The sequence below is a fragment of the Nitrosomonas communis genome (assembly GCF_001007935.1).
GTDB classification, from domain to species: Bacteria; Pseudomonadota; Gammaproteobacteria; order Burkholderiales; family Nitrosomonadaceae; genus Nitrosomonas; species Nitrosomonas communis.
This window is the reverse complement of record NZ_CP011451.1, coordinates 659,859-685,855: the sequence shown is the minus strand read 5'-3', so window position 1 is coordinate 685,855 and position 25,997 is coordinate 659,859. Positions and strand designations below refer to the sequence as shown.

General features: G+C 47.1%; 24 protein-coding genes. 13 read left to right on the top strand and 11 right to left on the bottom strand.

The window, feature by feature from the left end:
• Nucleotides 1-335: 335 nt before the first annotated feature.
• Nucleotides 336-1,058, bottom strand: a complete 723-nt coding sequence (locus AAW31_RS03090; protein WP_046849116.1) for a phosphoglycolate phosphatase — start codon at nt 1,056-1,058, stop codon at nt 336-338.
• 62 nt (nt 1,059-1,120) lie between these two features.
• Nucleotides 1,121-1,798 (bottom strand): ribulose-phosphate 3-epimerase, encoded by a 678-nt coding sequence (gene rpe / locus AAW31_RS03085; protein WP_046849115.1) that lies wholly within the window; start codon nt 1,796-1,798, stop codon nt 1,121-1,123.
• Nucleotides 1,799-2,110: 312 nt separating this feature from the next.
• Here rpe and AAW31_RS03080 point away from each other — a divergent pair, with 312 nt between their 5' ends.
• Nucleotides 2,111-4,507 carry a DNA internalization-related competence protein ComEC/Rec2 gene (locus AAW31_RS03080; RefSeq protein WP_046849114.1) on the top strand — a complete coding sequence of 799 codons (2,397 nt, stop codon included), beginning with the start codon at nt 2,111-2,113 and terminating at the stop codon, nt 4,505-4,507.
• 155 nt (nt 4,508-4,662) lie between these two features.
• Here AAW31_RS03080 and AAW31_RS03075 read toward each other — a convergent pair whose 3' ends face one another.
• The 7 genes from AAW31_RS03075 to AAW31_RS03050 all read right to left on the bottom strand — a co-directional run bounded on the left by AAW31_RS03075 (nt 4,663) and on the right by AAW31_RS03050 (nt 11,546).
• Entirely contained in the window at nt 4,663-5,586 is a 924-nt protein-coding gene (locus AAW31_RS03075; protein WP_046849113.1) for a septal ring lytic transglycosylase RlpA family protein, read from the bottom strand.
• A gap of 13 nt (nt 5,587-5,599) precedes the next feature.
• Nucleotides 5,600-6,703 (bottom strand): rod shape-determining protein RodA, encoded by a 1,104-nt coding sequence (gene rodA, locus AAW31_RS03070; RefSeq protein WP_046849112.1) that lies wholly within the window; start codon nt 6,701-6,703, stop codon nt 5,600-5,602.
• Nucleotides 6,700-6,930 carry a hypothetical protein gene (locus AAW31_RS20370; protein ID WP_144412823.1) on the bottom strand — a complete coding sequence of 77 codons (231 nt, stop codon included), beginning with the start codon at nt 6,928-6,930 and terminating at the stop codon, nt 6,700-6,702. Before AAW31_RS20370 ends, rodA begins: the two co-directional genes overlap by 4 nt.
• 172 nt (nt 6,931-7,102) lie before the next feature.
• Nucleotides 7,103-8,998 (bottom strand): penicillin-binding protein 2, encoded by a 1,896-nt coding sequence (gene mrdA / locus AAW31_RS03065; RefSeq protein WP_046849111.1) that lies wholly within the window; start codon nt 8,996-8,998, stop codon nt 7,103-7,105.
• Nucleotides 8,995-9,513 (bottom strand): rod shape-determining protein MreD, encoded by a 519-nt coding sequence (gene mreD / locus AAW31_RS03060; protein ID WP_046849110.1) that lies wholly within the window; start codon nt 9,511-9,513, stop codon nt 8,995-8,997. Before mreD ends, mrdA begins: the two co-directional genes overlap by 4 nt.
• Nucleotides 9,503-10,414 (bottom strand): rod shape-determining protein MreC, encoded by a 912-nt coding sequence (gene mreC, locus AAW31_RS03055; protein WP_046849109.1) that lies wholly within the window; start codon nt 10,412-10,414, stop codon nt 9,503-9,505. Before mreC ends, mreD begins: the two co-directional genes overlap by 11 nt.
• 73 nt (nt 10,415-10,487) lie before the next feature.
• On the bottom strand, nt 10,488-11,546 hold the full coding sequence (locus AAW31_RS03050; RefSeq protein WP_046849108.1) for a rod shape-determining protein: 1,059 nt from the start codon (nt 11,544-11,546) through the stop codon (nt 10,488-10,490).
• A gap of 137 nt (nt 11,547-11,683) precedes the next feature.
• On the opposite strand from AAW31_RS03050, the gene gatC reads away from it, so the two are divergent.
• The 3 genes from gatC to gatB all read left to right on the top strand — a co-directional run bounded on the left by gatC (nt 11,684) and on the right by gatB (nt 15,008).
• Nucleotides 11,684-11,971 (top strand): Asp-tRNA(Asn)/Glu-tRNA(Gln) amidotransferase subunit GatC, encoded by a 288-nt coding sequence (gene gatC / locus AAW31_RS03045; protein ID WP_046849107.1) that lies wholly within the window; start codon nt 11,684-11,686, stop codon nt 11,969-11,971.
• A gap of 70 nt (nt 11,972-12,041) precedes the next feature.
• On the top strand, nt 12,042-13,505 hold the full coding sequence (gatA, locus tag AAW31_RS03040; protein WP_046849106.1) for an Asp-tRNA(Asn)/Glu-tRNA(Gln) amidotransferase subunit GatA: 1,464 nt from the start codon (nt 12,042-12,044) through the stop codon (nt 13,503-13,505).
• 63 nt (nt 13,506-13,568) lie between these two features.
• Nucleotides 13,569-15,008, top strand: a complete 1,440-nt coding sequence (gatB, locus tag AAW31_RS03035) for an Asp-tRNA(Asn)/Glu-tRNA(Gln) amidotransferase subunit GatB (RefSeq protein WP_046849105.1) — start codon at nt 13,569-13,571, stop codon at nt 15,006-15,008.
• Nucleotides 15,009-15,239: 231 nt separating this feature from the next.
• On the opposite strand, the gene AAW31_RS03030 is transcribed toward gatB, so the two are convergent.
• The gene (locus AAW31_RS03030; RefSeq protein WP_046849104.1) at nt 15,240-15,938 is read right to left on the bottom strand and encodes an SDR family oxidoreductase; all 699 of its coding nucleotides are present in this window, start codon (nt 15,936-15,938) and stop codon (nt 15,240-15,242) included.
• A gap of 317 nt (nt 15,939-16,255) precedes the next feature.
• Here AAW31_RS03030 and AAW31_RS03025 point away from each other — a divergent pair, with 317 nt between their 5' ends.
• The 6 genes from AAW31_RS03025 to AAW31_RS03000 all read left to right on the top strand — a co-directional run bounded on the left by AAW31_RS03025 (nt 16,256) and on the right by AAW31_RS03000 (nt 21,711).
• Complete coding sequence (locus tag AAW31_RS03025) at nt 16,256-17,146, top strand: Tim44 domain-containing protein (protein ID WP_046851462.1); 891 nt, start codon at nt 16,256-16,258, stop codon at nt 17,144-17,146.
• Nucleotides 17,147-17,318: 172 nt separating this feature from the next.
• Nucleotides 17,319-18,056 carry a metallophosphoesterase family protein gene (locus AAW31_RS03020; RefSeq protein WP_046849103.1) on the top strand — a complete coding sequence of 246 codons (738 nt, stop codon included), beginning with the start codon at nt 17,319-17,321 and terminating at the stop codon, nt 18,054-18,056.
• Nucleotides 18,057-18,321: 265 nt separating this feature from the next.
• Nucleotides 18,322-18,864 (top strand): chorismate--pyruvate lyase family protein, encoded by a 543-nt coding sequence (locus AAW31_RS03015; RefSeq protein ID WP_046849102.1) that lies wholly within the window; start codon nt 18,322-18,324, stop codon nt 18,862-18,864.
• Nucleotides 18,861-19,733 carry a 4-hydroxybenzoate octaprenyltransferase gene (gene ubiA / locus AAW31_RS03010; protein ID WP_046849101.1) on the top strand — a complete coding sequence of 291 codons (873 nt, stop codon included), beginning with the start codon at nt 18,861-18,863 and terminating at the stop codon, nt 19,731-19,733. Before AAW31_RS03015 ends, ubiA begins: the two co-directional genes overlap by 4 nt.
• Before the next feature lie 13 nt (nt 19,734-19,746).
• On the top strand, nt 19,747-21,210 hold the full coding sequence (gene ubiD / locus AAW31_RS03005; protein ID WP_046849100.1) for a 4-hydroxy-3-polyprenylbenzoate decarboxylase: 1,464 nt from the start codon (nt 19,747-19,749) through the stop codon (nt 21,208-21,210).
• Nucleotides 21,211-21,336: 126 nt separating this feature from the next.
• Nucleotides 21,337-21,711 (top strand): thiol-disulfide oxidoreductase DCC family protein, encoded by a 375-nt coding sequence (locus AAW31_RS03000; RefSeq protein WP_235264478.1) that lies wholly within the window; start codon nt 21,337-21,339, stop codon nt 21,709-21,711.
• A 57-nt stretch (nt 21,712-21,768) separates the two neighbouring features.
• Here AAW31_RS03000 and AAW31_RS02995 read toward each other — a convergent pair whose 3' ends face one another.
• Complete coding sequence (locus tag AAW31_RS02995; RefSeq protein ID WP_046849098.1) at nt 21,769-22,479, bottom strand: dienelactone hydrolase family protein; 711 nt, start codon at nt 22,477-22,479, stop codon at nt 21,769-21,771.
• A 561-nt stretch (nt 22,480-23,040) separates the two neighbouring features.
• Between AAW31_RS02995 and AAW31_RS02990 the strand changes: the two genes are divergently transcribed.
• The 3 genes from AAW31_RS02990 to AAW31_RS02980 are packed head-to-tail and all read left to right on the top strand — an operon-like array spanning nt 23,041 to nt 25,996.
• Nucleotides 23,041-24,288, top strand: coding sequence for an ABC transporter substrate-binding protein (locus AAW31_RS02990; RefSeq protein WP_052752043.1), 1,248 nt, complete (start codon nt 23,041-23,043; stop codon nt 24,286-24,288).
• On the top strand, nt 24,285-25,163 hold the full coding sequence (locus tag AAW31_RS02985) for a carbohydrate ABC transporter permease (RefSeq protein ID WP_046849097.1): 879 nt from the start codon (nt 24,285-24,287) through the stop codon (nt 25,161-25,163). The genes AAW31_RS02990 and AAW31_RS02985 overlap by 4 nt, the downstream gene beginning before the upstream one ends.
• Entirely contained in the window at nt 25,160-25,996 is an 837-nt protein-coding gene (locus AAW31_RS02980; protein ID WP_046849096.1) for a carbohydrate ABC transporter permease, read from the top strand. The genes AAW31_RS02985 and AAW31_RS02980 overlap by 4 nt, the downstream gene beginning before the upstream one ends.
• Nucleotide 25,997 lies beyond the last annotated feature (1 nt).

The following is a 25,997-nucleotide window of genomic DNA, read 5'->3' as shown; positions in this document are numbered from 1 at the left end:
TAATTGAACGATATGTTTCTCACTGATACGTTAATATTGGGAAGGTAGGAGGGAAAAATACAGGAAAGGTTGCAATATTCATTATCTTATATCGGCATGAGTAATGGCATGAGTAATTGGATGAGGTATTTAGCTTGAACTAAAGGGTACCTCTAAAAATTCATATTTGCGAGCATCCGCTTCGCGGATTGCCTGCTTACCCCGTCTCGTCACAATACTTCGTTGTTCACAAAAAATGTATCCTTACATATCAATTATATGCTGCGTCAACATTTTTTTGTTCTCGCCTTGTCTTGTTTAGAACTCTGAATTTTTAGAGATACCCTAATGATAAATCATTTTTTTATTAATTTAGTCGCCTCAAGCAGTGAAGAAACAACCGCATCACAATTTAATTCATTGACGCCCCGTCCTTCATTATAACCATAAGGAACACAGAAGATATGGCACCCCGCTGCCCGCGCTGCCATTGCGTCATTGAGTGAATCGCCAATCAACAGTAATTCATAGGGTTTAATTTGAAAGTGGTTACAGGCATGCAGCAAAGGCAGGGGATCGGGTTTCTTTTTAGGCAGTGTGTCACCTGACAATACCATCTCAAAATAATGCAACAGGTTCGTGGCACGTAACAGTGGCAAAGTAAATGCTTCAGCTTTGTTGGTGATGCAGGCTAACCTGAACCCATCTTTTTTGAGCGTATCTAATCCTTCCACCACTTCCGGGAAGGGGCGGGTGTGGGTATACAAATTCTCGTGATAATTTCGCTGATAAATAGGCAAGGCTTTATTGAATAATTCAGGATCGGGTTCCTCATCCAGGCTATTTGTCAAGGAGCGTTTTACCAGTCTCTGAATCCCTTTTCCTATAAAGGATTGGATGGTAGCGACTGGTAATTCCGGTTTGCCGAGTTCCGTCAGCATCTTGTTCGCAGCAGAAGCAAGATCCATGGCGGTATCAAGCAGCGTACCATCCAGATCAATGACAACTGCCTTAATCTGGAGTGGAAACTGAATTTCTGTGGTACGGCGGTCAGTACGTTGCAAATTATCTGGATTCATTTGTTTTTAATTTGTTTTTATTTAGGTAGTGAGGGAAGTGTCAAAGATAAATGATTATTGAACTAAACTTTTGCCAGTTCGGCTCGCATTGCCGCAATAATCGTATCATAGCGATGGGGGTCACTGTCTTTACCTGCACCATAAATAGCGGATCCCGCAACAAAAGTATCCGCCCCTGCGCGCGCGATTTCAGCAATATTGTCCGCTTTTACCCCGCCATCAATTTCCAGCAGAATGTCTTTGCCACTGGCATCGATGCGTTTTCGCACTTCTGTTAATTTATTGAGTGCTTCCGGGATAAATTTCTGCCCGCCAAAACCAGGGTTGACTGACATGATTAACACTAAATCCAGCTTATCCAGAACATGGTCAAGGTAACTAAGAGGAGTGGCCGGGTTGAATACCAATCCTGCTTTGCATCCTTGTTCCTTGATGAGACCGATCGTGCGGTCGATGTGATTGGAAGCTTCCGGATGGAAGGAAATAATATCGGCGCCTGCTTTGGCAAAGTCAGGCACGATGCGATCGACTGGCTCAACCATCAAATGCACGTCAATCGTTGCTTTGGTTAAGGGACGTATCGCTTCACACACCAGTGGGCCGATCGTCAAATTGGGGACATAATGGTTATCCATGACATCAAAGTGAATGATATCTGCGCCTGAATCAAGGACGTTTGTAATCTCCTCTCCCAGTTTGGCAAAATTGGCAGATAGAATGCTTGGAGCGATGCGATACATATCATTAATCTCTCAAAAATTAAATCCTGCATTTTAACCATAAATGATCATTTCGCGGTAACGTTAATCATCTAGCCGACCCAAATCTTTGAAAAAAACTTGCTGTTCGCGCTATTGGTTGCGTCATTATCGATTATTTTAGTTTTATCCGCCTATCAGATATTACGATATTACGAAGGCTGATTTCCTCAGTCTCTGCAATTTCCCGCCGTATATAAAAACGATTCTTCTTATCTTTGCCATTCTCCTGAAGAAGGCTTTTACGAGGATGACAGAAACCCATCGCATACCTTTTATTATGGAATCAAAAAATTGCTGAGACAAATCTATTGCCTTGCCTGGGTATTCGGGGTGTGCTTATTACAGTTACAGGCTGAATTGCCTGCAATGCGATGGGGAGTGGGTTTATTTCCTGCTGCAGCAGGGCTATTTTTTTATGCTTATTTTTACCCCAATACATTCCCTGCATTCCGAAAAATTCTGTCAATAGGTTTATTTTTCGGGTTGGGCTTTTTCTGGGCGGCTATGTTTGCCCACTGGCGAGTGGCGGATGTTTTACCCCATGAATGGGAAGGCCGTGACATCGAACTCATAGGCGTTATCGCGGAATTACCGCAAATAATGGATCGCAGTGTGCGTTTTCGGTTTGATGTCGAGCAGGTATTGACAGCAGAAGCAACCGTGCCAGCCCATATTTTGCTGACTTGGTACAAAATGGGTGGGAAGGATGATGCAATCCAACCTACTACGCTTCCGCAAATCCATGCGGGTGAGCGCTGGCAATTAACTGTACGGCTAAAACGTCCGCATGGCAATGCTAATCCGCATGGTTATGATTTTGAAGCCAAAGCCATCGAGCGCAATATACGTGCCATAGGTTATATCCGTAAATCAGCAAACAATGTGCGCCTGGATGCATGGGTTAATCATCCCCAATATCTGATTGAACAGGTTCGTCAGCAGATTCGCACACGCTTTAGTCAAAATTTGACAGACCATGCTTATGCGGGTATTCAAATTGCGCTGGCTATAGGGGATCAGCAGGCGATTCCACAGGAACAGTGGCAAATCTTCACGCGTACGGGCACGAATCATCTCATGTCTATCTCAGGGCTCCATGTCACGATGGTGTCCGGGATGGTTTTTGGGTTGATTTATTGGCTGTGGCGGCGAAGTTTACGTTTATCTTATTGGCTGCCGGCACGTAAAATGGCTGTGGCCGCAGGTGTCCTGGCAGCATTATGTTATGCGCTATTGGCTGGTTTTTCAGTGCCGACCAGGCGTACTTTCGTGATGTTGGCCATTATCGCGATGGCACTCTGGAGTGATCGAAGGGTATCCATGCCAGCTGTATTGGTGGGAGCGTTATGGATCGTGGTGGTATTCGATCCATGGGCTGTGATCTCACCTGGTTTCTGGCTATCGTTTGGTGCGATTGCGCTGATCACGCTGGTGACATTTGGCCGAATCGGCAAGACGGGTGCAATCATCAGTTGGGCCCGTGTGCAATGGGTGATTACACTGGGCTTGAGTCCTTTATTGCTAGTCCTGTTCCAGCAAGTGTCGGTGATTGCACCGATAGCGAATGCTATCGCGATCCCGCTCGTGAGTTTAGTGATCGTCCCGCTGACATTATTGGCAGTGGTGCCGCTCTTTGATTTTCTACTCTTGCCTGCCCATGAGATATTAAGTGTGGGTATGCAACTGCTGAAATGGCTAAGTGAATCGCCTCAAGCTGTCTGGCAGCAACCTGCTCCTCCTTTATGGGCATTAATCGCGGGTATGGCAGGCATCATCTGGTTGTTTTTGCCTGGCGGCTCCGGTATGGGGATTTTTTCCGGTTTTCCTGCCAGGTGGCTTGGGACGGTGGCATTGCTGCCCATGTTTATGGTTTCTCCTCCTCAGCCAGCAACGGGCGAATTATGGTTGACTATGCTGGATGTCGGGCAGGGGCTCGCAGTGGTGGTGCGTACCGAACATCATACGCTGTTATACGATACAGGGCCCAACTATGGAGAAACCGATAGTGGTGCGCGCATTATTGTGCCTTTTTTACGTGGGGAAGGAATCACGCAACTGGATCTCATGCTGGTATCCCATGCTGACTCGGATCACAGTGGCGGTGCCTTGTCTGTGCTGGCAGCCATCCCCGTGGCATCATTGTTATCTTCGCTCAATAATGATCACCCCATTCAGCAGGCCGCTCGCAATAGTCAACCTTGCCATGCGGGTGACTCTTGGCAATGGGATGATGTTCACTTTGAGGTGCTGCATCCGCATTCTTTAGCGCAAAGCGATCATCTGGCGAAGCGAAAAACTAACGAAACCAGTTGTGTATTGAAAATTACGAGCCGTCATGGCAGCGTGTTATTACCAGCCGATATCGAAAAAGATACCGAGCGGAGCTTGCTTGCGCGCACGAGTCGGCAACTTTCCGCAACGGTTTTGATTGCGCCTCATCATGGCAGCAAGACCTCTTCGACAGAAGCGTTTATACGCCAGGTCAATCCATGGCTTACATTATTCAGTGTGGGCTATCGTAATCACTTCGGCCACCCACATGAGCAAGTCGTTGAACGCTACCGTAATCTGGGTAGCCAAATGATGCGCAGCGATCGCGATGGCGCAGTCTTGCTACAGTTTAAAGATAACGGCATCACCGTCGCCAGCTGGCGGGAAATGAATGAGCGCTACTGGCACGATCACTGAGGTTATTCCATTTCTAAATCAAAACTGACTTTGTCGGCCAAATTTTGCTTGTTGCCTTGCCGTATTATTGATACTGTCTGCGGCTCGCCTTCGCGTCATTTTTGATTTGGAGATGGAATGATATATCGATACCGTATGCTTGGCGACTGATAGCATTATCGTTTAGCGACCATCAATATCGGTTTGACAGCAATACGCTGTGCGATTTCATCCGCACTTTTTTTAGCAGAGAGCTCATTGGAGTAAGGACCTATACGGATCTTGTATAACCCATTTTCATTGGTAATATCAGTTTGATGAGTGGTTGAGGGTAACTCCGACCGTATCTGTGAAAGAAAATTGTGCGCATTGCTGGCAGAACCAAATGCACCCAGCTGTAAATAGATTTTACTGTTCCGGGGATTAGGCGATTGGGTAGACGCGACTTTCTTGTTCTGAGAAGGGGAAGCCATGCCTGGAATGATGGTTTCAACTTTAACTTGAGCACTTCCTTTTGCGAGTACATCCAGTTTATACGCCGCAGTATAGGAAAGATCAATCACTCGATTAGCAAGAAAAGGCCCGCGATCATTAATACGTACCACGACTGACTTGCCATTTTTGAGGTTGGTCACACGCGCATAGCTGGGAATGGGTAAAGTCGGATGAGCGGCCGTCATGGCAAACATGTCGTACACTTCACCGGAAGCCGTTTGTTTGCCATGGTAGCGACGGCCATACCACGAAGCAACCCCTTGCCTGGTATAGGGAGTCAGAGAAGTCATGGGGGTAAATGTCTGCCCCAAGGCATCATAAGGACGCATGTTGGCCGACCTCAGGGGCTCGAGGCGGGGGATCGCATCTGGAATGGAATCCAGGTTGGCGGGTGCATTGTCAGGGGGACCGTCATCCAGATAATAGCCTCCTCCCTTAATCCTGGCAAAGAAAGTGGATGAAGTAGCGGAGCTCTTATCTCGCACCCCGGCATGTTGCGAGACGTTACTACAACCAGCCAGGATAATCAGGGCAAGGATAACTATGAATGGAGTAGAACAGGCTATCCAGCGATGAGAGAAAGAATGCAGTGTATTTGTCAGCATGGGGTTACCCTCTTTATGTTTTTACCAGTTTAGGGTGGGTTTGTATACTCATCAAAATACCAAAACCCAGTAACATCGTGACGAGCGAGGTGCCTCCATAGCTGATCAAGGGAAGGGGGATTCCTACCACTGGCAGGACGCCACTGACCATTCCCATATTGACGAATACATAGGTAAAAAAAGTCAATGTGATTGAACCAGCCACCAGGCGGGTAAACTGTGTCGGTGCATTGGCGGTGATGATCAAACAACGCCCGATGATTACCAAGTATAACAATAATAACAAACCATTCCCGATTAGACCAAATTCCTCTGAGAACACTGCGAAAATAAAATCGGTACTTTGCTCAGGTAAAAAATCCAGCTGGGATTGTGTCCCGTTTTGCCACCCTTTGCCAGCAACCCCGCCGGAGCCAATGGCAATGCTGGACTGTATAATATGATAGCCAGCACCCAACGGATCCTGAGAGGGATCGAGCATGGTTAACACGCGCCTGCGCTGATAGTCATGCATGGCAAATGTCCAGAAGAGCGGTAGTATGCCGCCAGCGGTAACAAGCAAACCCGCCATGACCCGCCAGGATAAGCCGGCAAAATAGAGCACATAAAAGCCGCTTGCTGTAATCAGTAAGGCTGTTCCCAAATCAGGCTGACGTGCAATCAGAAACACGGGTAATAATAAAATTAATGTAGCACCCGCATAATCACGCAAGCGTAGCGTAATTTCCGTTTTATCAAAATACCAGGCCATCATGAGAGGCACCGCAATCTTTAACATCTCGGAAGGCTGTATCCGAGTGATTCCCAGGTTTAGCCAGCGCCGCGCTCCATTTTGAATCTCACCAAATAATGTCACCCCAAGCAAAAGAACGATCCCTAGGATATATAATGGTAAGGCAAGACGCATAATCTGCTGAAGTGGAATATTGGCTACCAACCACATAATTGCCAGCGCCACGACCATATTTAATATCTGGCCGCTTACCCGGCCTAAATTTCCACCACTCGCGCTATAGAGCACGACCAATCCCACCAGCATCAATAGAAAGAGGCCGGCTAGCAGAAAATTATCGATGTAGCGTGTGCAATAATGCCATAGACGCCTGAATTCAATCATGATGCTAACAACCGTAGTGGGACGGGGCGGAGTGTGGGGTGATGCAGATGCGAGGTAGGGCACAACGAGGCACAACGAGGCACGATGGGCACGGGGTGGGCTCCTGTCACGCAGAGCAACGTTGTATTCATGCCCCAAGCGCCATACGATGCATCTGCTTCTTTATCTTTTAGCGAGCTAACTATTCTGGCGTATAACAAAAGTTTGAGAATGGTTCTGTATGTCATGAATTTAGTTTGCCAATCAACTGACGACCTACTACGGTTTTCAGGGTAATAACTTAATCATTAATACGATAATGATCAAGCGTGATGATACTGAACAAGCCGTGGTTATGGTTGATCACTCGCCTTCGCGTCAGGTTTGATTGGGGCATGGAAGGGATCGTTTGTTATCTTGTCAATGCGATCGAGTATTTGCTTTTTCAGCAGGCATCGGTTCAGGTGTTTTCCCGAGAAGGAAATAATCTAGCACCTGTCGTGCGATGGGGGCAGCAGTGGAACCACCCGAGCCGCCATTTTCCACTAATACCGTCAGCGCAATTTGGGGATCTTCTGCGGGTGCGTAAGCGATAAAGAGGGCATGATCACGATGACGTTCCTGTATCTTGCTGGCAACGTAACGTTCGCCTTGCTTAATATTGATCACTTGTGAAGTGCCTGTTTTGCCGGCAAAGGTATAAGCTGCATTCGCGCCTGCTTTTGCTGCGGTGCCACCCGGGCGAGTGACATCGACCAGCGCATTTCTGACGCGCGCGACATTCTCTTTTTTTAAATTAAGCGTATACATCTGACTGGGCTTATTCTCATACAAATGGCCCAGCTTATTATCTTGCACCTGTTTCACAAAATGGGGACGATAGGCTATGCCATTGTTGGCAAGAAGCATGGTAGCGAAAGTCAGCTGCACCGGGGTGGCTAAATTATAGCCTTGGCCGATTCCAACGGAAATCGTATCCCCAGGAAACCAGTTCTGGTTAAACCGTTTCTTTTTCCAGTCGGAAGAGGGGAGTAAGCCGGTGACTTCCCCTGGAATATCGATTTCGGTTTTCTTGCCAAACCCAAACTGACCGATAAAACTGAAAATATTATTTATTCCCAGATCGTTTGCGAGGGTGTAGTAGTAGGTATCGCAGGAAATCACAAGCGATTTGTGTAGATTAACTCTGCCATGCCCGTTTGGCCTCCAATCCCTGAACCGGTGTGAACTGCCGGGCAGGCTAAAATAACCTGGATCATTAATCGCATAATCGGCGGTACGCTTGCCTAATTCTAAGCCAGCCAGGGCCATGAAAGGCTTAAAGGTGGAGCCGGGGGGATAGACGCCTCTGAGTGCACGATTATTGAGCGGTTTGTCTATGGATTCATTGAGTAAGCGCCAGTTCACATGATCAATTCCATCAATGAACAGATTGGGGTCAAAGCCTGGTTTGCTGACAAAGGCGAGAATTTCACCCGTCTTCGGATCCATCGCTACCAAGGCACCCCGATAATCGCCAAACGCGCTTTCTGCTGCTTGCTGTAATTTAAGATCAAGAGAAAGGGTTAAATCATTCCCGGCCACGGGAGGAGTGCGCGATAATGTGCGTACGTGTCGGCCCGCTGCATCGGTTTCGACCTGCTCAAATCCGGTTATGCCGTGTAATTCTTTCTCATAGCTTTGCTCAAGGCCGATTCTGCCAATATGCAGGGAGCCGCGATAGTTTTCAAGCGCATTATTGTTTTCGAGCTGCTCCAGATCTTTATCACTGATACGGCCAATGTAGCCTATCACATGGGATAACAGTTCAGCGTGAGGATAATGACGCAGTAGTCGTGCTTTGATTTCCATTCCAGGAAATCGGTAACGATTGGCGGCAAAGCTCGCTACTTCAATATCGGATAAACGCAGTCGAATGGGTAAACTGCTAAAGCGCGTGCTTTCGCGCCTTAGTTTGTTAAATCGCCGGCGGTCTTCCGGTGAGATTTCAATGACCGTTGCCAATTCATCTATGGTCGCTTCCAGATTGGGCACTTGATTGGGCACAATTTCCAGCGCATAGGTCGTATGATTCTGTGCGAGGATTTCCCCATTCCGATCAAAAATAAGGCCCCGGTTGGGAACAATCGGCATGATGGCTATGCGATTAGCTTCTGCCAGGGTAGTGTAATGCTCGCTTCGGAGTACCTGCAGATAGAAGAAACGGGCAAGCAGCAGGCAAAATAGCAGTACGACAAAACCCGCAGCGATCGCAAGCCTGATATGGAAATCTCGTAACTCACGCAAGTGATTACGAAGCTCAACAACATAATTCATAGTTCGTTAGGATCGCTCTTCGGTTTTTGAGGAATGCCCAGCAGGAATGAAATGACAGGCCACAATAATGCACCGGTAACGCTGGGAAAAAAGTAATACCAGGTCGGGAAATAACTTCCCCCCAGCAAGCCCGTCAGAAATATGGCAAATTGAGCGATGAGCAATATCCAGAAAATTTGCGGGGCTTGTTGAAAGCTATTGAATAATCGCAGACGCCGATGCAATATCATGCCAAAGAATGTAATCACGCAATAAGCTAACGCATGCTGACCTAGCATGCTGCTATTGCTTACATCCATTGCTAAACCCGCCATAAAAGCAAGGCTCATTCCGATGCGCTGCGGGTAATGAATGCTCCAATAGAGTAACGTAATCGAAACAAAATCGGGGCGAAGCAGCAGCATAATTCCTTGTAGCGGTAACAGATTGAATAAGAGTGCCAGCAACAGGCTGAGAAAAATAAAGCTGCGCTTTGCCTCCAAGGGAAGCTCCTGATTAAAATAATCATGGGGCACGGCTTCTCCTTCCTTGCTGAGTGGTATGCTTGGGTGCTTCTTCGGGAGATTCTTCTTCGGGATGCTCTGGTATAGGCGCTGACAAGGAAAGAATCAATACTTGTCTGTTTCTATTCACGCCTGCGATAGGTGTGCACATAATGACTGCAAAATCTCGTGAAGGATCATGCTCAATATTTTCTACGCGTGCTACTGGCAAGCCGGGTGGATAGAGGCCTCCGATGCCAGAGGTGACCAGCAGGTCGCCTTGTTCGATATCTGCGTTGACCGATAAATAGCGTAGCTCTAACTCATTATTTTTGCCAGCGCCTGAAATGATCGAGCGCAAGCCATTACGGGCCACTTGTACCGGAACAGAATGACCTTTATCCGTGATCAGCGTGACTTCGGATAAAAAAGGGTGAACCTGCGTGATTTGTCCGATGACTCCCTGATCATCGACCACGACTTGACCGGCTTTAATTTCACTCGAGCTTCCCTTGTTAAGGATGACTTTACGATTAAAGGGATCGCGTGGGACATACAGAATTTCCGCCATAATCGCTTTGATTTCTGCTTGCTGAGCTGCGCCCAGCAATTTCCGCAATTGGGCGTTTTCTTCTTCCAGTATCTGTAAGCGGAACAGTTTTTGTTGATTTAAGAAATATTGCTGTCTGAGATTGGCAATTTCTTTCGTGAGGTGAAAATCATTGATTAGCTCTTCTGCCTGGTCAAATAAAGTCGCGGGAATATAGGCAAGTCGTTGCAGAGGGTAGAGGATCATACCCACAGTCTGGCGCATGCCAGCAAAAGAACTAAAACGAGCATCCATTACCATCAGGAGAATGGATAACAATGCAAAAAAAAATAAGCGTACTTGCGGACTCGGACCAGCCCTGAAAAATCGAGGAACCGTCTCCATCACATTTTAAATTGTAGCATTTCAATACTGGATTATTTATTTCAGTAACCCATGATAAGAAATTGAAACAAGATTAAATTTCGCGCGAAAAAATTCCGATGGATCGATCGATATTTTCAAGTGCAATGCCGGCACCCCGTACGACACAGGTGAGCGGATCATCTGCAATAATGACGGATAAACCCGTTTCTTCCATCAATAAACGATCAATATCACGCAGTAATGCCCCGCCTCCAGTCATCACCATCCCCATTTCAGCAATGTCAGCGCCTAATTCCGGTGGTGTATGTTCCAGAGCAGTTTTAACTCCACTGACAATATTATTCAATGGTTCAGCCAATGCTTCCAGAACCTCATTACTGGAAATCGTGAAGCTGCGTGGAATACCTTCTGCCAGATTACGCCCTTTGACTTCGATTTCGCGAACTTCTGATCCCGGGTAAGCTGAGCCAATTTGTGTCTTGATGATCTCGGCAGTGGCTTCACCGATCATCATGCCGTAATTACGGCGAATATAATTGATGATGGCTTCATCAAATTTATCGCCTCCGACACGGACTGAGTTTGAATAAACCACTCCTCCGAGAGAAATGACTGCCACCTCAGTGGTGCCGCCACCTATGTCAACCACCATGGAACCGGTGGGTGTTTCAACAGGCAGATCGGCTCCAATTGCCGCAGCCATCGGTTCTTCTATGAGCTCCACTTTACGTGCGCCTGCGCCAAAAGCAGCCTCACGAATGGCGCGCCGCTCTACTTGAGTTGAGCCGCTGGGAACAGAAATCACAATACGTGGATTAGCAGAAAACAGGCGAGGAGGGTTTACTTTTCTGATGAACTGTTTCAGCATCTGTTCCGTGACGGTGAAATCAGCAATGACCCCGTCCTTCATCGGACGAATGGCCGTAATGTTGCCGGGTGTGCGCCCAAGCATTTGCTTGGCGGCAAGTCCCACTTGCTGGATCACTTTCTTGCCGCCGGAGCCTTCTTGCCTGATTGCCACAACGGATGGTTCATTCAATACGATACCATGACCGCGAACATGAATCAGTGTATTGGCTGTGCCTAGATCCACTGCCATATCCGTAGAGAAATAGTTTCCAAGAAAGTTATTGTTCAGGAGGTTAAACATGATGGCGAAATTCCATTAGTGATGACAGATTCAGAAAAAGAAGTGATTTAAGCAATGTGGGTGTACAAAAAGTATGTGCTCATCAGGCATGTCATGATACTCTATTACCCGTTTGAATATAAAGCTTATGACAGCAAATGACCTTATCCGTAGATGATGTAAAATGTGTAGCCAATCTTGCTCGTATTGAAATTAGTGAAGAAGAATCAAAACAAGTGCTTACACAATTATCGGGTATTTTCAGCTTGATCGAACAGATGCAGGCTGTCGATACATCTCATATTGAACCAATGAGTCATGCGCAGGATATGATACAACGGTTGCGTGAAGATGTCGTTATAGAATCTGATCAACATGTTCTATTTCAATCGATTGCACCACAGGTAGAAGCCGGTCTTTATCTGGTTCCTAAAGTGATTGAATAGTGATCGAATAAACACTTAAGCAGATTATCTCTCTTCAATTAATTTTTGTTATTCTCCTTCCTGAATTCCCATGTTGAATGCTAGTCTCAAGCAGCTCGCCGCACAGCTTCTGGAAAAAAAAATTTCTAGCGTCGAGCTGACTGAAGTGTTTCTGAAACACATCAGGTCACTTAATCCCGAATTAAATGCTTTTATTACCATCAATGAAGAGATGAGTCTTGCGCAAGCGCAAGTTGCTGACAAAATGATTGCATCAGGTCAGACTCATCCTCTCACAGGCATTCCTGTCGCACAAAAAGATATTTTCTGTGCCAAAGGGTGGCTGACGACTTGTGGCTCGAAAATGCTCTCCAATTTTATCTCTCCTTATGATGCGACGATCATCGAGCGCTTCAATCAAGTGGGGGCAGTTAATATCGGCAAGACCAATATGGATGAATTCGCAATGGGGTCCAGTAATGAAACCTCCTATTATGGACCGGTCAAGAATCCATGGGATACCCTGGCTGTACCTGGCGGTAGCTCTGGCGGATCGGCATGTGCCGTAGCCGCACGTATGGCGCCTGCCGCAACAGCGACGGATACAGGTGGCTCCATACGCCAACCCGCCGCATTATGCGGTATCTCGGGTATCAAACCAACCTATGGATTAGTTTCCCGCTATGGCATGATTGCATTTGCTTCCAGTTTGGATCAGGGTGGTCCGATGGCTAAATCGGCTGAAGATCTGGCGCTGTTGTTGAATGTCATGACAGGGTTCGATGCGCGTGATTCGACCAGCCTGCAGCGTGAACCTGAAGATTATGCGCGTGATCTGGACAAACCCCTTGGGCAGCTACGGATCGGACTACCCAAGGAGTACTTTGCCAAAGGAATGAGCGCGAGTGTGGCCAGCGCGGTAGAAGCGGCTATTGCGGAGTTGCGTAAATTAGGGGCGACGACAGTGGAGATTTCTTTGCCTAACACCCAGCTTTCCATCCCAGTTTATTATGTTTTGGCACCGGCCGAGGCATCGAGTAATCTTTCCCGTTTTGATGGGGTGCGTTATGGCTATCGGGCTTCCGACTATACTGATCTTGAGGATATGTATAAAAAAACTCGGGCCCAGGGTTTTGGCGCAGAAGTCAAACGCCGTATCCTGATTGGTACTTACGTGCTTTCCCATGGCTATTACGATGCCTATTATCTACAGGCGCAGAAACTGCGCCGTTTGATTGCAAGTGATTTTACTGAAGCGTTTAAGCAATGTGATGTCATCATGGGACCGACTTCACCAGCGGTGGCATTCAATCTAGGAGAAAAAAGCGGCGACCCCCTGCAAATGTATTTATCGGATATTTACACTAGTGCTGCAAATCTGGCCGGCTTACCCGCTATGTCGATCCCTGCCGGGTTTGGAGATAAGAACCGGCCGGTGGGATTGCATATTGTAGGTAATTATTTCAGAGAAGCTCAGATGTTAAATATTGCGCACCAATATCAGCAAGTGACAGACTGGCATGTGCGCGCACCTGCCCGCCTGCCTGAAGCATAATTAATCATTATTCATGATTTAGCGGCTTTTGCAAAAGTAACCGAGAAGAAAGGTTTTTAGAACATGCAATGGGAAATCGTTATTGGTCTTGAGGTACACGCTCAACTTTCGACACGATCGAAAATATTCTCAGGCGCTTCCACCGCCTATGGAGCACAACCTAATACCCAGGCATGTGGCATCGATATCGCCTTGCCGGGTGTCTTACCCGTATTGAATTATAGTGCAGTCGAGCGCGCGATTAAATTCGGCCTGGCGGTTGGGGCAACGATTAATTCACCTTCTGTGTTTGCACGTAAAAACTATTTTTATCCGGATTTACCCAAAGGCTATCAAATCAGCCAATTTGAGCTGCCTGTCGTACAGGGTGGCAGCATCCGCATCCAGGTGGAGAATGCGGAAAAAACAGTACGGTTGACTCGTGCACATCTGGAAGAAGATGCCGGAAAATCCTTGCATGAAGATTTTCATGGCATGAGCGGGATTGATCTGAATCGGGCCGGCACACCCTTGCTGGAAATTGTTTCTGAACCGGATATGCGTAGTAGTGCAGAAGCCGCTGCGTACGCGAAAGCACTGCATACGCTGGTGCGCTGGATTGGAATTTGTGATGGCAACATGCAGGAGGGGTCATTCCGCTGTGACGCTAACGTTTCTGTCCGGCCGCGTGGCGCAGAAAAGCTTGGTACGCGCTGTGAGATTAAGAATCTCAATTCGTTCCGTTTCCTCGAAAAAGCCATTGATTTTGAAGTCAGACGGCAGATTGAAATCCTCGAGGATGGCGGCAGCATCAGACAAGAAACGCGACTGTATGATGCTAATCGCGATGAGACCCGAACCATGCGCAGCAAGGAAGAAGCGCATGATTATCGTTATTTTCCTGATCCTGACTTACTGCCGTTAAGTATTTCCAAAGAATGGATTGAGCAGGTCAAGGCCATGCTACCAGAGTTACCGGAAGCAAGGCATAATCGTTATATCGAGGATTTCGGGCTTTCCAGCTATGATGCGAGCGTGCTGACGGCAACCAGAGAAATAGCTGATTATTTTGAAAATACAGTCAAGCAACTGCCCGCCCAGGCTAAACTTTGTGCCAACTGGATCATGGGTGAAGTCAGTGGCAGACTCAATAAAGAGAATATCGAGATAGCGCAGTGTCCGGTTAGCCCAGCGCAGCTGGCAGCATTACTTGCGCGCATCAGTGACGGTACCATCTCTGGCAAGAGCGCCAAGGATGTCTTCGATAGTATGTGGCAGGGCGAGCATGGGGGAGACGCTGATGCCATCATAGCTGCCAAAGGACTTAAGCAGATTTCCGATGATAGCGAAATCGAAAAGCTGATGGATGAGGTGCTGGCTGCTAATCCACAACAAGTGGCAGATTATCGTAGCGGTAAAGAAAAAGCTTTTAACTCACTTGTGGGGCAAGTCATGAAAGCCACCAAAGGGAAAGCGAATCCTGCTCAGGTTAATACGATACTCAAGCAAAAGTTGCTGGAATAAATTTCACGATGACGTCATTCCATTGCTCATCAACGTTGGCTTTGCTGGCATCAGTAGTAATTTAAAATTTTCCTAGCCGTATTATTGTTTACTGTCTGCCATTCACCTTCGCGTCATGTTGGGAGTTTTTTCATCATTAATTTGTCTACTCGCCCCATCGGTTGAAAGATGAAGAGGACAATGCGGCCAATTACACTTCCTTGATGTGATCCTTATCGCATTAAGGGGCGACTACCATGGGATCAGTTGTCCATCATAAGCAAAGAATTTTCCTGAATCTGCCAGGGTAATTTCCTTTAGTATCCGGCGCATGCCGGTAACGCTTTGTTCCGTTGAAATGAGTGCACCGGCTCCGCCCATATCGGTTTTTACCCACCCTGGGTGTAATAATACTGAAATGATGCCACGAGCTTTTAAATCAATGGCAAGACTCTTGGCAACCATATTGATGGCTGCTTTGCTCGAGCGATAGATATAACTCCCGCCACGTTGATTATCAGCAATGCTGCCCATTTTACTGGTAATGGTAGCAATGGTTTTTAGCTTACTGTTGCTGATCTGACTGATAAAAGCTTCTGCCATTTTGAGGGGCGCCATAGTATTGATCTGGAAGGTTTTATGCCATGCAGGGTAGTCGATGCTGCCGAATCCGCCATCATCAGAAGGCGGATAAACACCGGCATTATTGATCAGTAGATCAATGGTTTCGTTAGCCAACGTTGTAGATAATTGATCAATTTGCTGATGATCTGCCACATCAAGGGCATAAATTCTGATGTGATCCGGGTATTGTATGGCGAGTCGATTAAGATTTTCTGCTGTTGCCGGTTGGCGGCAACAGGCGATTATCTGCCAGCCATCCTGTGCATATTGACGGACATACTCTAATCCAATTCCGCGATTGGTGCCGGTAATCAGGGTAGTGGCCATATTCTTATTACTCCTTTTATTCCCTTGTTATTACACTTTCATCTTATTCCATTTCTAAATCAAAACTGACTTTGTCGGCTTCACCTTGCCGTATTATTGATACTGTCTGCGGTTCGCCTTCGTGTCATTTTTGATTTAGAAATGGAATTATTAATAAATATTCTGCTTGATGCAGAATTATGCGATAGCAGCAGAATATGGAATCATTTTACAAAATTAAGCAGTACAAAATAAATAATTTAAAGTGAATTTCAAGTAGACACTACAATCAAACGATAATGTTATACTTATTTTTTTACAGTACTTTGGGAATAATTATGAAGAAAATACTGACACTTCTAACTTTAGCCATGTTTACTTTTACCTTTCTTCCGTTTGACGACGCTGAGGCAAAACGGGTTGGTGGCGGTAAAAGTATCGGGAAACAACGCGATTCCATCAATCAACAGGCTACTCCAAAACCAGCACAATCTCAATCAGCAGCACCGGCATCGGCTGCTGCAGCAGGTGGCGCCAGTAAATGGGGCGGAGCATTAGCCGGGTTAGCTGCGGGTGGTTTATTAGCAGCTTTGTTCATGGGAGGAGCTTTTGAGAATATCAATATGGCGGATATCCTGGTGCTGCTGGTACTGGCTGCGGTGATATTCTTTATTATCCGTATGGTGCGTAAATCTAAAGCTAATCAGGCGCCTCGTCCAATGCAGTTTTCAGGGGCCGGAGCAGATCGCGCTGGCGGTATGTTCACGCCAACCCCTTCAACTTCGGCGCCACCTCCAGCTATGGGACAAGCGGGTGCAGCTACTACCAGTGACACTGGTGTGACCAATAGTGTTCCTGCAGATTTCGAAGTAGAGCCGTTTTTGCGTAATGCGAAACTTTCGTTTATTCATTTGCAGGAGGCCTATGGGGCACATAATCTGAATGAACTTCGTGAATACGCTACGCCCGAAATGTTTGCTGAGCTTGAAGCGCAAATTAAAGAGAGTGGTGACAAGCCTAACAAAACAGAAGTGTTGTTCGTTAATGCCAACTTGCTGGATGTCACAGTGACCAATGATATGGCCATTGCCAGCGTGCGCTTTAATGGACAGTTGCGTGAATCACCCGATGCACTACCCGAAGCATTTGATGAAATTTGGCATGTGCAGAAAGATCTCAAGGGCCAACATTCAGCCTGGTTATTGACGGGCATTCAACAACCTTCGTAACAGGTCGCAAATAAATTGACTGCCCATATCCCGTAGCTGTGTGCATTGGACGGGACCTGGACAGTTCGTTGATACCTCGCCTATTTGAATTTAAAGTAGGCGAAGTTATTCATTGTAGCTAACGTCCATACTAAGATTTACGTTAGCTATCTCCTTTAAGCGGGGGCTTGCTATGAGAATCGCTGTTGTGTCAGATATTCATGGTAATTTACCTGCATTGGAAGCGGTGGTGGCACATTTCAAACAGAGCGGAGTCGATGCCGTCATCAATCTCGGTGATAATTTGTCAGGCCCGCTGCTACCATTGGAAACCGCACAATATTTAATGGCGCAGGATTGGATACATATCTCCGGTAACCATGATCGCCAACTTCTCGCATATGGAACTGAGCAATGTACTGATGTTGATGAATTAGCCTATTCCCAGTTAACAACGAGAGAACTTGCCTGGCTTAAATTACTTCCGCCTAAAGCAGATTTCGACACGGATGTGTTGCTTTGTCACGGAACACCCGCTAGTGACTTGACCTATTTTCTGGAAACTGTCGAGGCTCATGGTGCACGTATGGCAACGCGTCAAGAAGTAGACGAGCGTCTGGGAGAAACGCGAGCAAAGCTGGTTTTATGCGGGCATACTCACAAGCCACGCGCGATGCGAGCCTCCTCGGGCCAACTCGTTGTTAATCCGGGTAGTATTGGTTTACCAGCTTTTGATGATGCCACACCTTATTTTCATGTGGTTCAAACGGGCTCACCCGATGCGCATTACGCCATTCTGGAGCGCATTAAAGGCCGCTGGGTAGCGTCCCTTATCACAGTGCCTTATGATTATGACGCTATGGTCAAATTGGCACATTCACGCCGCTATGATGACTGGGCACAGGCGCTTGCAACAGGCTATATGTCCTGATTCTATTTCTAAATCAAACCTGAATTTATCGGCTTTACCTGGCGTTCTTATGATTGATACTGTCTGTGGCTCGCCTTCGTGTCATGTTTGATCGGGAAATGGAATAAATAAGCGAGCCTGTGATATGAGTCTGTGGGCTGATACATTGGCCTGAGAATCTGGCCTGAGAATCCTGATCGCAAAGAGGTTAATATTGCTTTTTGAATAAAGTTAACCTCATTCTTCTATGTCTGCTTTATAATCTCAGCTTTTGTCCTTTTGCTTCATGAGTGCTCACCAGCCACTGACGTGGCATCCTGTTCCTGTCAATGCGGCAGTTAACATTCGTTGGTGGTTATTGCATCGAGATTCACTGACACAGTTGATACAGCAACGTTGTAGCAAGTTTTGGGTTGATCCGGTCTTTCAATCACTTGCACCTGCCTGCACCGATGAATTGGTTATGATGAATTTGCGTGACAGTGAATTGGCTTTGGTGCGTGAAGTGTATCTTTACTGTAACGATACGCCTGTCGTATTTGCCCATTCAGTGGTAGCGAGAAAACACCTGCAGGGTGCATGGCGTGGATTGAGTCGCTTGGGCAACCGATCTTTAGGCACCCTGTTATTTACCAATCCGCTGATCAAACGCGCTGAGTTTGGTTATAAACAGCTGAATATCCATCATCCCCTTTTTAAACGAGCCTGCCAGCGCTTGCAGGCTCCACCGCTTAGTTTATGGGCGCGACGTTCTCTATTTATGTTACAGGGGCAACCCATACTGGTCACTGAAGTTTTTTTGCCAGCTATTCTGAGATTAAAAATATGATGAATAAAGAACGGCTGATTGCTTATGCCAAACTGATAAGATTGGATAAGCCGATCGGCATCTTGTTGTTATTATGGCCTACCTTGTGGGGGTTATGGCTGGCAGCAGAAGGCCTGCCTGATCTGATGATTCTGCTGATTTTCGTTATGGGCACCGTCTTGATGCGTTCAGCCGGTTGTGCCATCAATGACTTTGCTGATCGTCGTATTGATCCTCATGTTGAGCGTACTAAAAACCGCCCTTTGGCGGCCGGCATAGTGACCCCTAAAGAGGCCGTGTTGCTGGCTGCCGGATTGAGTTTTTGCGCATTTTTACTGGTGTTGCCACTGAATCAATTGACATGGCTGCTTTCGGTAGGAGCATTGTTTCTGGCCGGAACTTATCCTTTTACCAAACGCTTCTTTGCCATGCCGCAAGCGTATCTTGGGATTGCCTTCAGTTTCGGTATACCCATGGCATTTGCTGCGCAAACGGGTGAACTGCCTGCCATCATCTGGCTATTATTAGTGGCTAACTTATGCTGGGTCATTGCCTATGATACCGAATATGCCATGGTTGACAAAATGGATGATCTCAAAATTGACATCAAAACATCTGCCATTACACTCGGGCGTTTTGATATAACGGGTATCATGCTGTGTCATACCATTTTTCTGGGCATCATGGTTTATGTGGGTTGGCTGTTGCAGCGAGGTGTTCCTTATTATCTCTCATTGGCAGCAGTCTTGGGCCTGGTGGGGTATCAGTACGCTCTGATTCGTGAGCGCAACCCTGCTAATTGTTTCAAGGCTTTTCTGCATAATAACTGGGTGGGTGCAACGGTATTTGCCGGGATTGCACTGGATTTCTTGCTAACAGGCAGCTTCTAGGTTTTTAATATCGATGAAATACAAAGATCTGCGTGATTTTCTCACACAATTGGAAACTCGAGGGGAACTGAAACGAGTGAGGATCGAAGTGGATCCTTTTCTGGAAATGACCGAGATTTGTGACCGGTTACTCAAAAAAGCGGGTCCTGCTGTGCTGTTCGAGCAACCGAAAGGGCAGAGTATACCGGTATTGGGCAACCTGTTTGGCACGCCTGAGCGTGTCGCGTTGGGAATGGGGCAGGAATCGGTCACGGCGTTGCGCGAAGTGGGTAAATTGTTGGCTTATCTTAAAGAGCCTGATCCCCCCAAGGGTCTGAGGGATGCGTGGGAAAAGCTGCCTGTGCTGAAGCAGGTGCTCAACATGACACCCAAGGTAGTTTCCAGTGCCGCATGCCAGGAGGTCATCTGGGAAGGGCAGGCAATCGATTTAGCCAGATTGCCCATCCAGACATGCTGGCCAGGCGATATCGCTCCACTGATTACCTGGGGGCTTACCGTGACGCGCGGCCCGCATAAAGCGCGGCAAAATCTGGGTATTTACCGGCAACAAGTCATTGCGCCGAATAAAGTCATTATGCGCTGGCTTGCTCACCGAGGGGGAGCGCTGGATTATCGTGATTTCTGCATGGTCAGTCCAGGCCAACCTTATCCTGTGGCCGTCGCCTTGGGGGCGGATCCAGCCACCATTCTGGGCGCCGTTACGCCCGTGCCTGATAGTCTCAGTGAATATCAGTTTGCTGGATTACTGCGTGGTGCCAAGACCGAAGTCGTCAAATGCATCAGCCATGACCTGCAAGTGCCCGCCAGCGCAGAAATTGTGCTGGAAGGATTTATTTATCCTGATGAGACCGCGATAGAAGGACCCTATGGTGATCACACCGGTTATTATAACGAGCAGGAGACTTTTCCGGTTTTCACTATCGAACGCATTACCATGCGCCGCAATCCGATTTATCATTCCACCTATACCGGCAAACCGCCTGATGAGCCAGCTATTCTGGGGGTCGCGCTAAACGAGGTGTTTGTGCCTTTGCTGCAGAAGCAATTTACTGAAATTGTTGATTTTTATTTGCCACCGGAGGGGTGTTCCTATCGCATGGCGGTAGTCAGCATGAAAAAACAATATCCCGGGCACGCCAAACGGGTGATGTTCGGGGTATGGAGCTTCTTGCGTCAGTTCATGTATACCAAGTTCATCATTGTGACAGATGACGATATCGATATCCGCGACTGGAAAGAAGTCATCTGGGCAATTACAACACGCGTGGATCCCGCGCGGGATACCTTGATCGTGGAAAATACCCCGATCGATTATCTGGATTTTGCGAGCCCCGTCTCTGGCCTGGGTGGTAAGATGGGATTGGATGCGACCAACAAATGGGCGGGAGAGACGACACGCGAATGGGGCAGACCGATCGAAATGGATGCTGCGGTCAAAATGCGTATTGATCAGCTCTGGAGTAAGTTGCCTTTTTGAAATAACGCTAGCTTATTCCATTTTTAAATAATACCGGCTTTGTCAGCTTCACTTTGCGGTATGATTAATATTATCTTTGGTTCGCCTTCGCGTAATGTTTGATTGGGAAATGGAATGAGTTTTTCAGTGGATAAAGAAACGAATCCGATCAAAGTTTATTACAACTCAGCCTGTCCGGTGTGCAAGGCTGGCATAGAAAATCAGAAAGGCAAGATGAAAGGGTGTCCGGTCGAATGGAAAGATATCCATTCGCATCCTGCATTAGTCACGGAAATCCATTCAGAACTTGAGCAAGTGCGTGAGCGATTGCATGTCGTGGATGAACATGGTCAAACTTATATCGGGTTTGATGCATTTCTCACCATTTGGCGGCATTCTCCTGGCGAGAAATGGAAGGCAACACTATTGGGTTTGCCACTTATCAAACAGTTAGGGCAGGTTGCTTACAATCAATTTGCTGCCCTATTGTATAAATGGAATAAGGCAAAGAAGTATTGGTAGTGTGTGACGAGCCACAAAAGCAAAGAGCAATTTTAATGTGGACTGATCTACATTACTCTAGAAAATTTCAGCCAAGAAATTGCCAATCGACTGATAAGCCCGTTTTGCCGCTATTTCTTTGTAGACTGTGCCGAAAGTGGGATTATTAGCCACAGGATTGGTAAAGGCATGCATGGTTCCTCCATAAATATGCATCTGCCAGTCTACTCCCGCTTCGGTCATCTCCTGCTCAAAAGCTAACACCTGCTCGGGCGGTACCATGGGATCATCATGACCATGTAGACAGAGCACTTTAGCGCTTATTTTTTCATTGGTAATATAATCACGTGCCAAAATACCATGAATGCTGATAACACCTTTCACATCAGCACCGGATCGAGCCAATTCCAGCACACACATTCCACCAAAACAATAACCCATTGCCGCGATCCTGGTTGCATCAACATGTGGGAGTTTTCGCACTGCCAGTAATGCTGCGTTAATTCTTTGCCTCAATAAGGCTCTATCACTTGCGTAAGGATGCATGAGTGCTGCGTTACCGTCCACGTCCCCATCGCGGCCAAATATACCTTTGCCATACATATCCAGCGCAAAACCGACATAACCCATTGCTGCGACTCTTTCTGCTGCCTTACAGGCAAATTCGCGCCGACCACTCCAATCATGCGCAACCAGCACGACCGGTTTGGGGGCATCTGTTTCGTGATAGACCATATAACCTTCCAGTTCGGTATCGCCATCCTGATAATCAACAAATTTCGTAAGCATATTACTCTATCCTTATTAATTAATATGGAAGAAACTTTTACTATCTTATCCTAATTTTAAATCAACCCTGACTGAGTCGACTTCACCTTGCTGCATCATTGATACTGTCATACTGTTGATGGCTCGCCTCCGCGTCATGTTTGATCTGGAAATGGAATTGCGACAATCTGATCAGCCAAACCCCAAAGTAATGTTTGAATTACTCAATAATGCATGAATAACTACCTGCCAGCAATGATCAAAAAATAGCTGCATTCTCACCTCAGAAAATACTTAAGCATCTTAAACGCTTGAACTACATAATCAAGACAGAGATACCATATTCTGCTATGGTATTTGTTACAGAAAATATATGGCATTGCGTTCTTCCATTTCTAAATCAAAACTGACTTTGTCGGCTTCACCTTGCCGTATTATTTATACTGTCTGCGGCTCGCCTTCGTGTCATTTTTGATTTAGAAATGGAATTCAATATTGAAAGCAGACTACTGATAAAAAATTATATGATGACAAAAAATTATCTGATAACTTTTTGTCGCTATCAACGAGGAGAGAGGAGCATTGATCAGTATCCGTCTCACTTTAGCCTTATGCATTACCATCAGCATCATACTCTATGGCTGCAGCAGTCAGAGGAGGGAGGCTATTCCTACCTTGAACTGGTATGTTGCCGGTGAACCCTCGGGCGCATTTTCCATGGCAGCCAGGCGCTGCTCTGAAGATTCAGGACAAGCGTATAAAATAGAACAGGTGCCATTGCCTGCTGATGCCGATCAACAACGTGAGCAATTAGTGCGCCGGCTGGCCGCAGGCGATAATTCCATCGATATTATCGGGATGGATGTCATCTGGACTGCAGAATTTGCGCAGGCGGGTTGGATTCTTCCCTGGACTGGCGAAACAGCTGAGCAAGCCAAGGCAGGTCGACTGGATGCTCCATTGCAGAGCGCAATCTATCAAAATCAATTATGGGCAGCGCCGTTCACTACGAATATTCAGTTATTATGGTATCGCACAGACAGAGTCACTGCAGCGCCTGCCACCTGGGATGAAATGATCCTTGTGGCTGAATCATTGGGGAAAACAGGGACCATACAGGCACAAGGCGAACGTTATGAAGGATTAACTGCATTCTTTATTTCACTGCTGGCCTCGAATGGCGGCTCAGTATTGGATGTCAGTGGCAAGCATATCTCTCTGGCGCAACAGCCCACTTTGCAGACGCTTTCTACCATGGCACGCTTTGCCAATTCAAGGGCCGCTGTTCGGGCTCTGGCGACTACACGCGAAGATCAGGCGCGCCTTGCTTTTGAATCAGGCCACTCCAGCTTCATGGTTAACTATCCCTTTGTCTGGCCCAGCGCCCAGAGAAATGCGCCTGAAATTGTTAAACACATGGGATGGGCTCGCTGGCCTGCGGCCATAGAAGGCAAACCCAGCCGCTTTGTGATTGGTGGCCTTAATTTAGGTGTCAGCGCCTATACGCCTTATCCTCAGTTGGCGTTCCATGCCGCTGCCTGTCTTACTGCAGCCAGGCATCAACGTATGGCTGCTGAACTGGGAGGGCTGCTGCCGACTGTCGCTGCATTATATGATGAGCCGGAAATTCGCGCGACTTATCCCTTTGCAGATGTGTTGCGCAGTTCGTTAAACGATGCGGTGCAACGCCCACAAACGCCGCTCTATAATGATATTTCTCTGGCGATCAGTCGTACTTTGCACCCTATGCGCGATATTGAACCTCAGAAAGATTTTATTCGGCTACGTCGCGCCATCGAGCGCGCACTCAATTCAGAGGGTTTGCTTTGAATCAGAAGAAAAGCAACGAACGGCGTTTGGGCTGGTTATTGTGCGCGCCGGCAGTAACTGCCTTGCTTGTGGTAACTGCTTACCCTATTTTATACGCACTGTGGTTATCATTATTTCGCTACGATTTGCGTTTTCCCGAGCAGCGCGCTTTTATCGGTCTCGATAATTATGTCAGTATTCTTACCTCAGAGGTATGGTGGCATGCGCTGGGTAATACGTTAATTCTGACAATCAGCTCAGTCTCCCTGGAATTGCTGTTAGGGTTTCCTCTCGCATTAATTATGCACCATACTTTGTTCTGGCGCCGCGCAGTGCGCGCCGCCACGTTAATTCCGTATGCGATGGTCACTGTTGTTGCGGCATTGGCCTGGAAATTTGCTTTTGATCCGACTACCGGTTTTGTTAATGCCTTACTCGGTATGGAGCAGGTATGGTTGACTCAGCGCTGGTCAGCGTTTTTAGTAATTATCCTGACCGAAATATGGAAAACCACGCCATTTATGGCATTGCTGCTAATGGCAGGGCTTACCCTGGTACCGCATGATTTAATTCAAGCCGCGCGGGTCGACGGGGCTAATGCCTGGCAACGTTTCATAAAAATTATCGTTCCGCTCATGAAACCTGCCATTCTGGTAGCCGTATTGTTTCGCACACTGGATGCGTTTCGTATTTTTGATACGGTTTTTATCCTAACCCGTGGCGCACAGGGGACCGAAACTGTCTCCCTGCTGGGCTATAACACCTTCATTGTAAGCCTCAATTTAGGTCTGGGTTCGGCAGTTTCAGTATTGATTTTTATCGGTGTACTTATAATCTCGGTTTTGTTTATTAAAGGCTTTGGGGCATCGCTGACTCAAGGAGAAAAGGCCGAATGAGAATGAGGAATGACCTGATGGGACGTGTTTTCTGGGGGATGGGTAACCTCATGGTGATGGCTTACGCCTTATTACCTGTCTTATGGATTATATCCCTGTCGTTGAAGCAGAGTCGTCATTTGAATGACCAGCGTTTTTTTCCGCAAACTATCAGCTTGGAGAATTACCGAATTATTTTCTCTGACATGCAGTTTCCAGCGGCATTGTGGAATTCCCTTGGTATTGCTGTGATATCGACGGTACTGGCAGTTACGCTGGGAATGTTTGCTGCCTACGCCATAGTCAGATTAGAATTCCCCGGCAGACGCTTGATCCTTGCTGGCGCATTGGCCACCGCCATGTTTCCATCGGTGGTGATTATCGGGCCGATTTTCAATATGTGGCGCACAGTAGGGCTATTTGATACCTGGTTGGGCCTCATCATTCCTTATATGACTTTTGCTTTGCCGCTTGCCATTTGGATCTTATCTGCTTTTTTTCGTGAAATTCCCTGGGAGTTGGACAAAGCCGCTCGTGTTGATGGCGCTACCCCGTGGCAAGCCTTTATTAGGGTGATTGTGCCCCTGGCCGCACCCGCCATATTTACGGCTGCGATTCTGGTATTTATTTTTGCCTGGAATGATTTTTTATTTGCGATTTCGCTGACTTCCACCAACAATGCCCGCACGGTACCTGCGGTGATTGCCTTTTTTACAGGCAGCTCCCGTTTTGAATTACCCACTGGCTTGATTGCGGCAGCTTCAGTGGTCATTACTGTACCAGTCTTGATTATAGTGTTAATTTTTCAGCAACGTATCGTGGCGGGTCTGACATCAGGTGCTGTGAAAGGCTGAT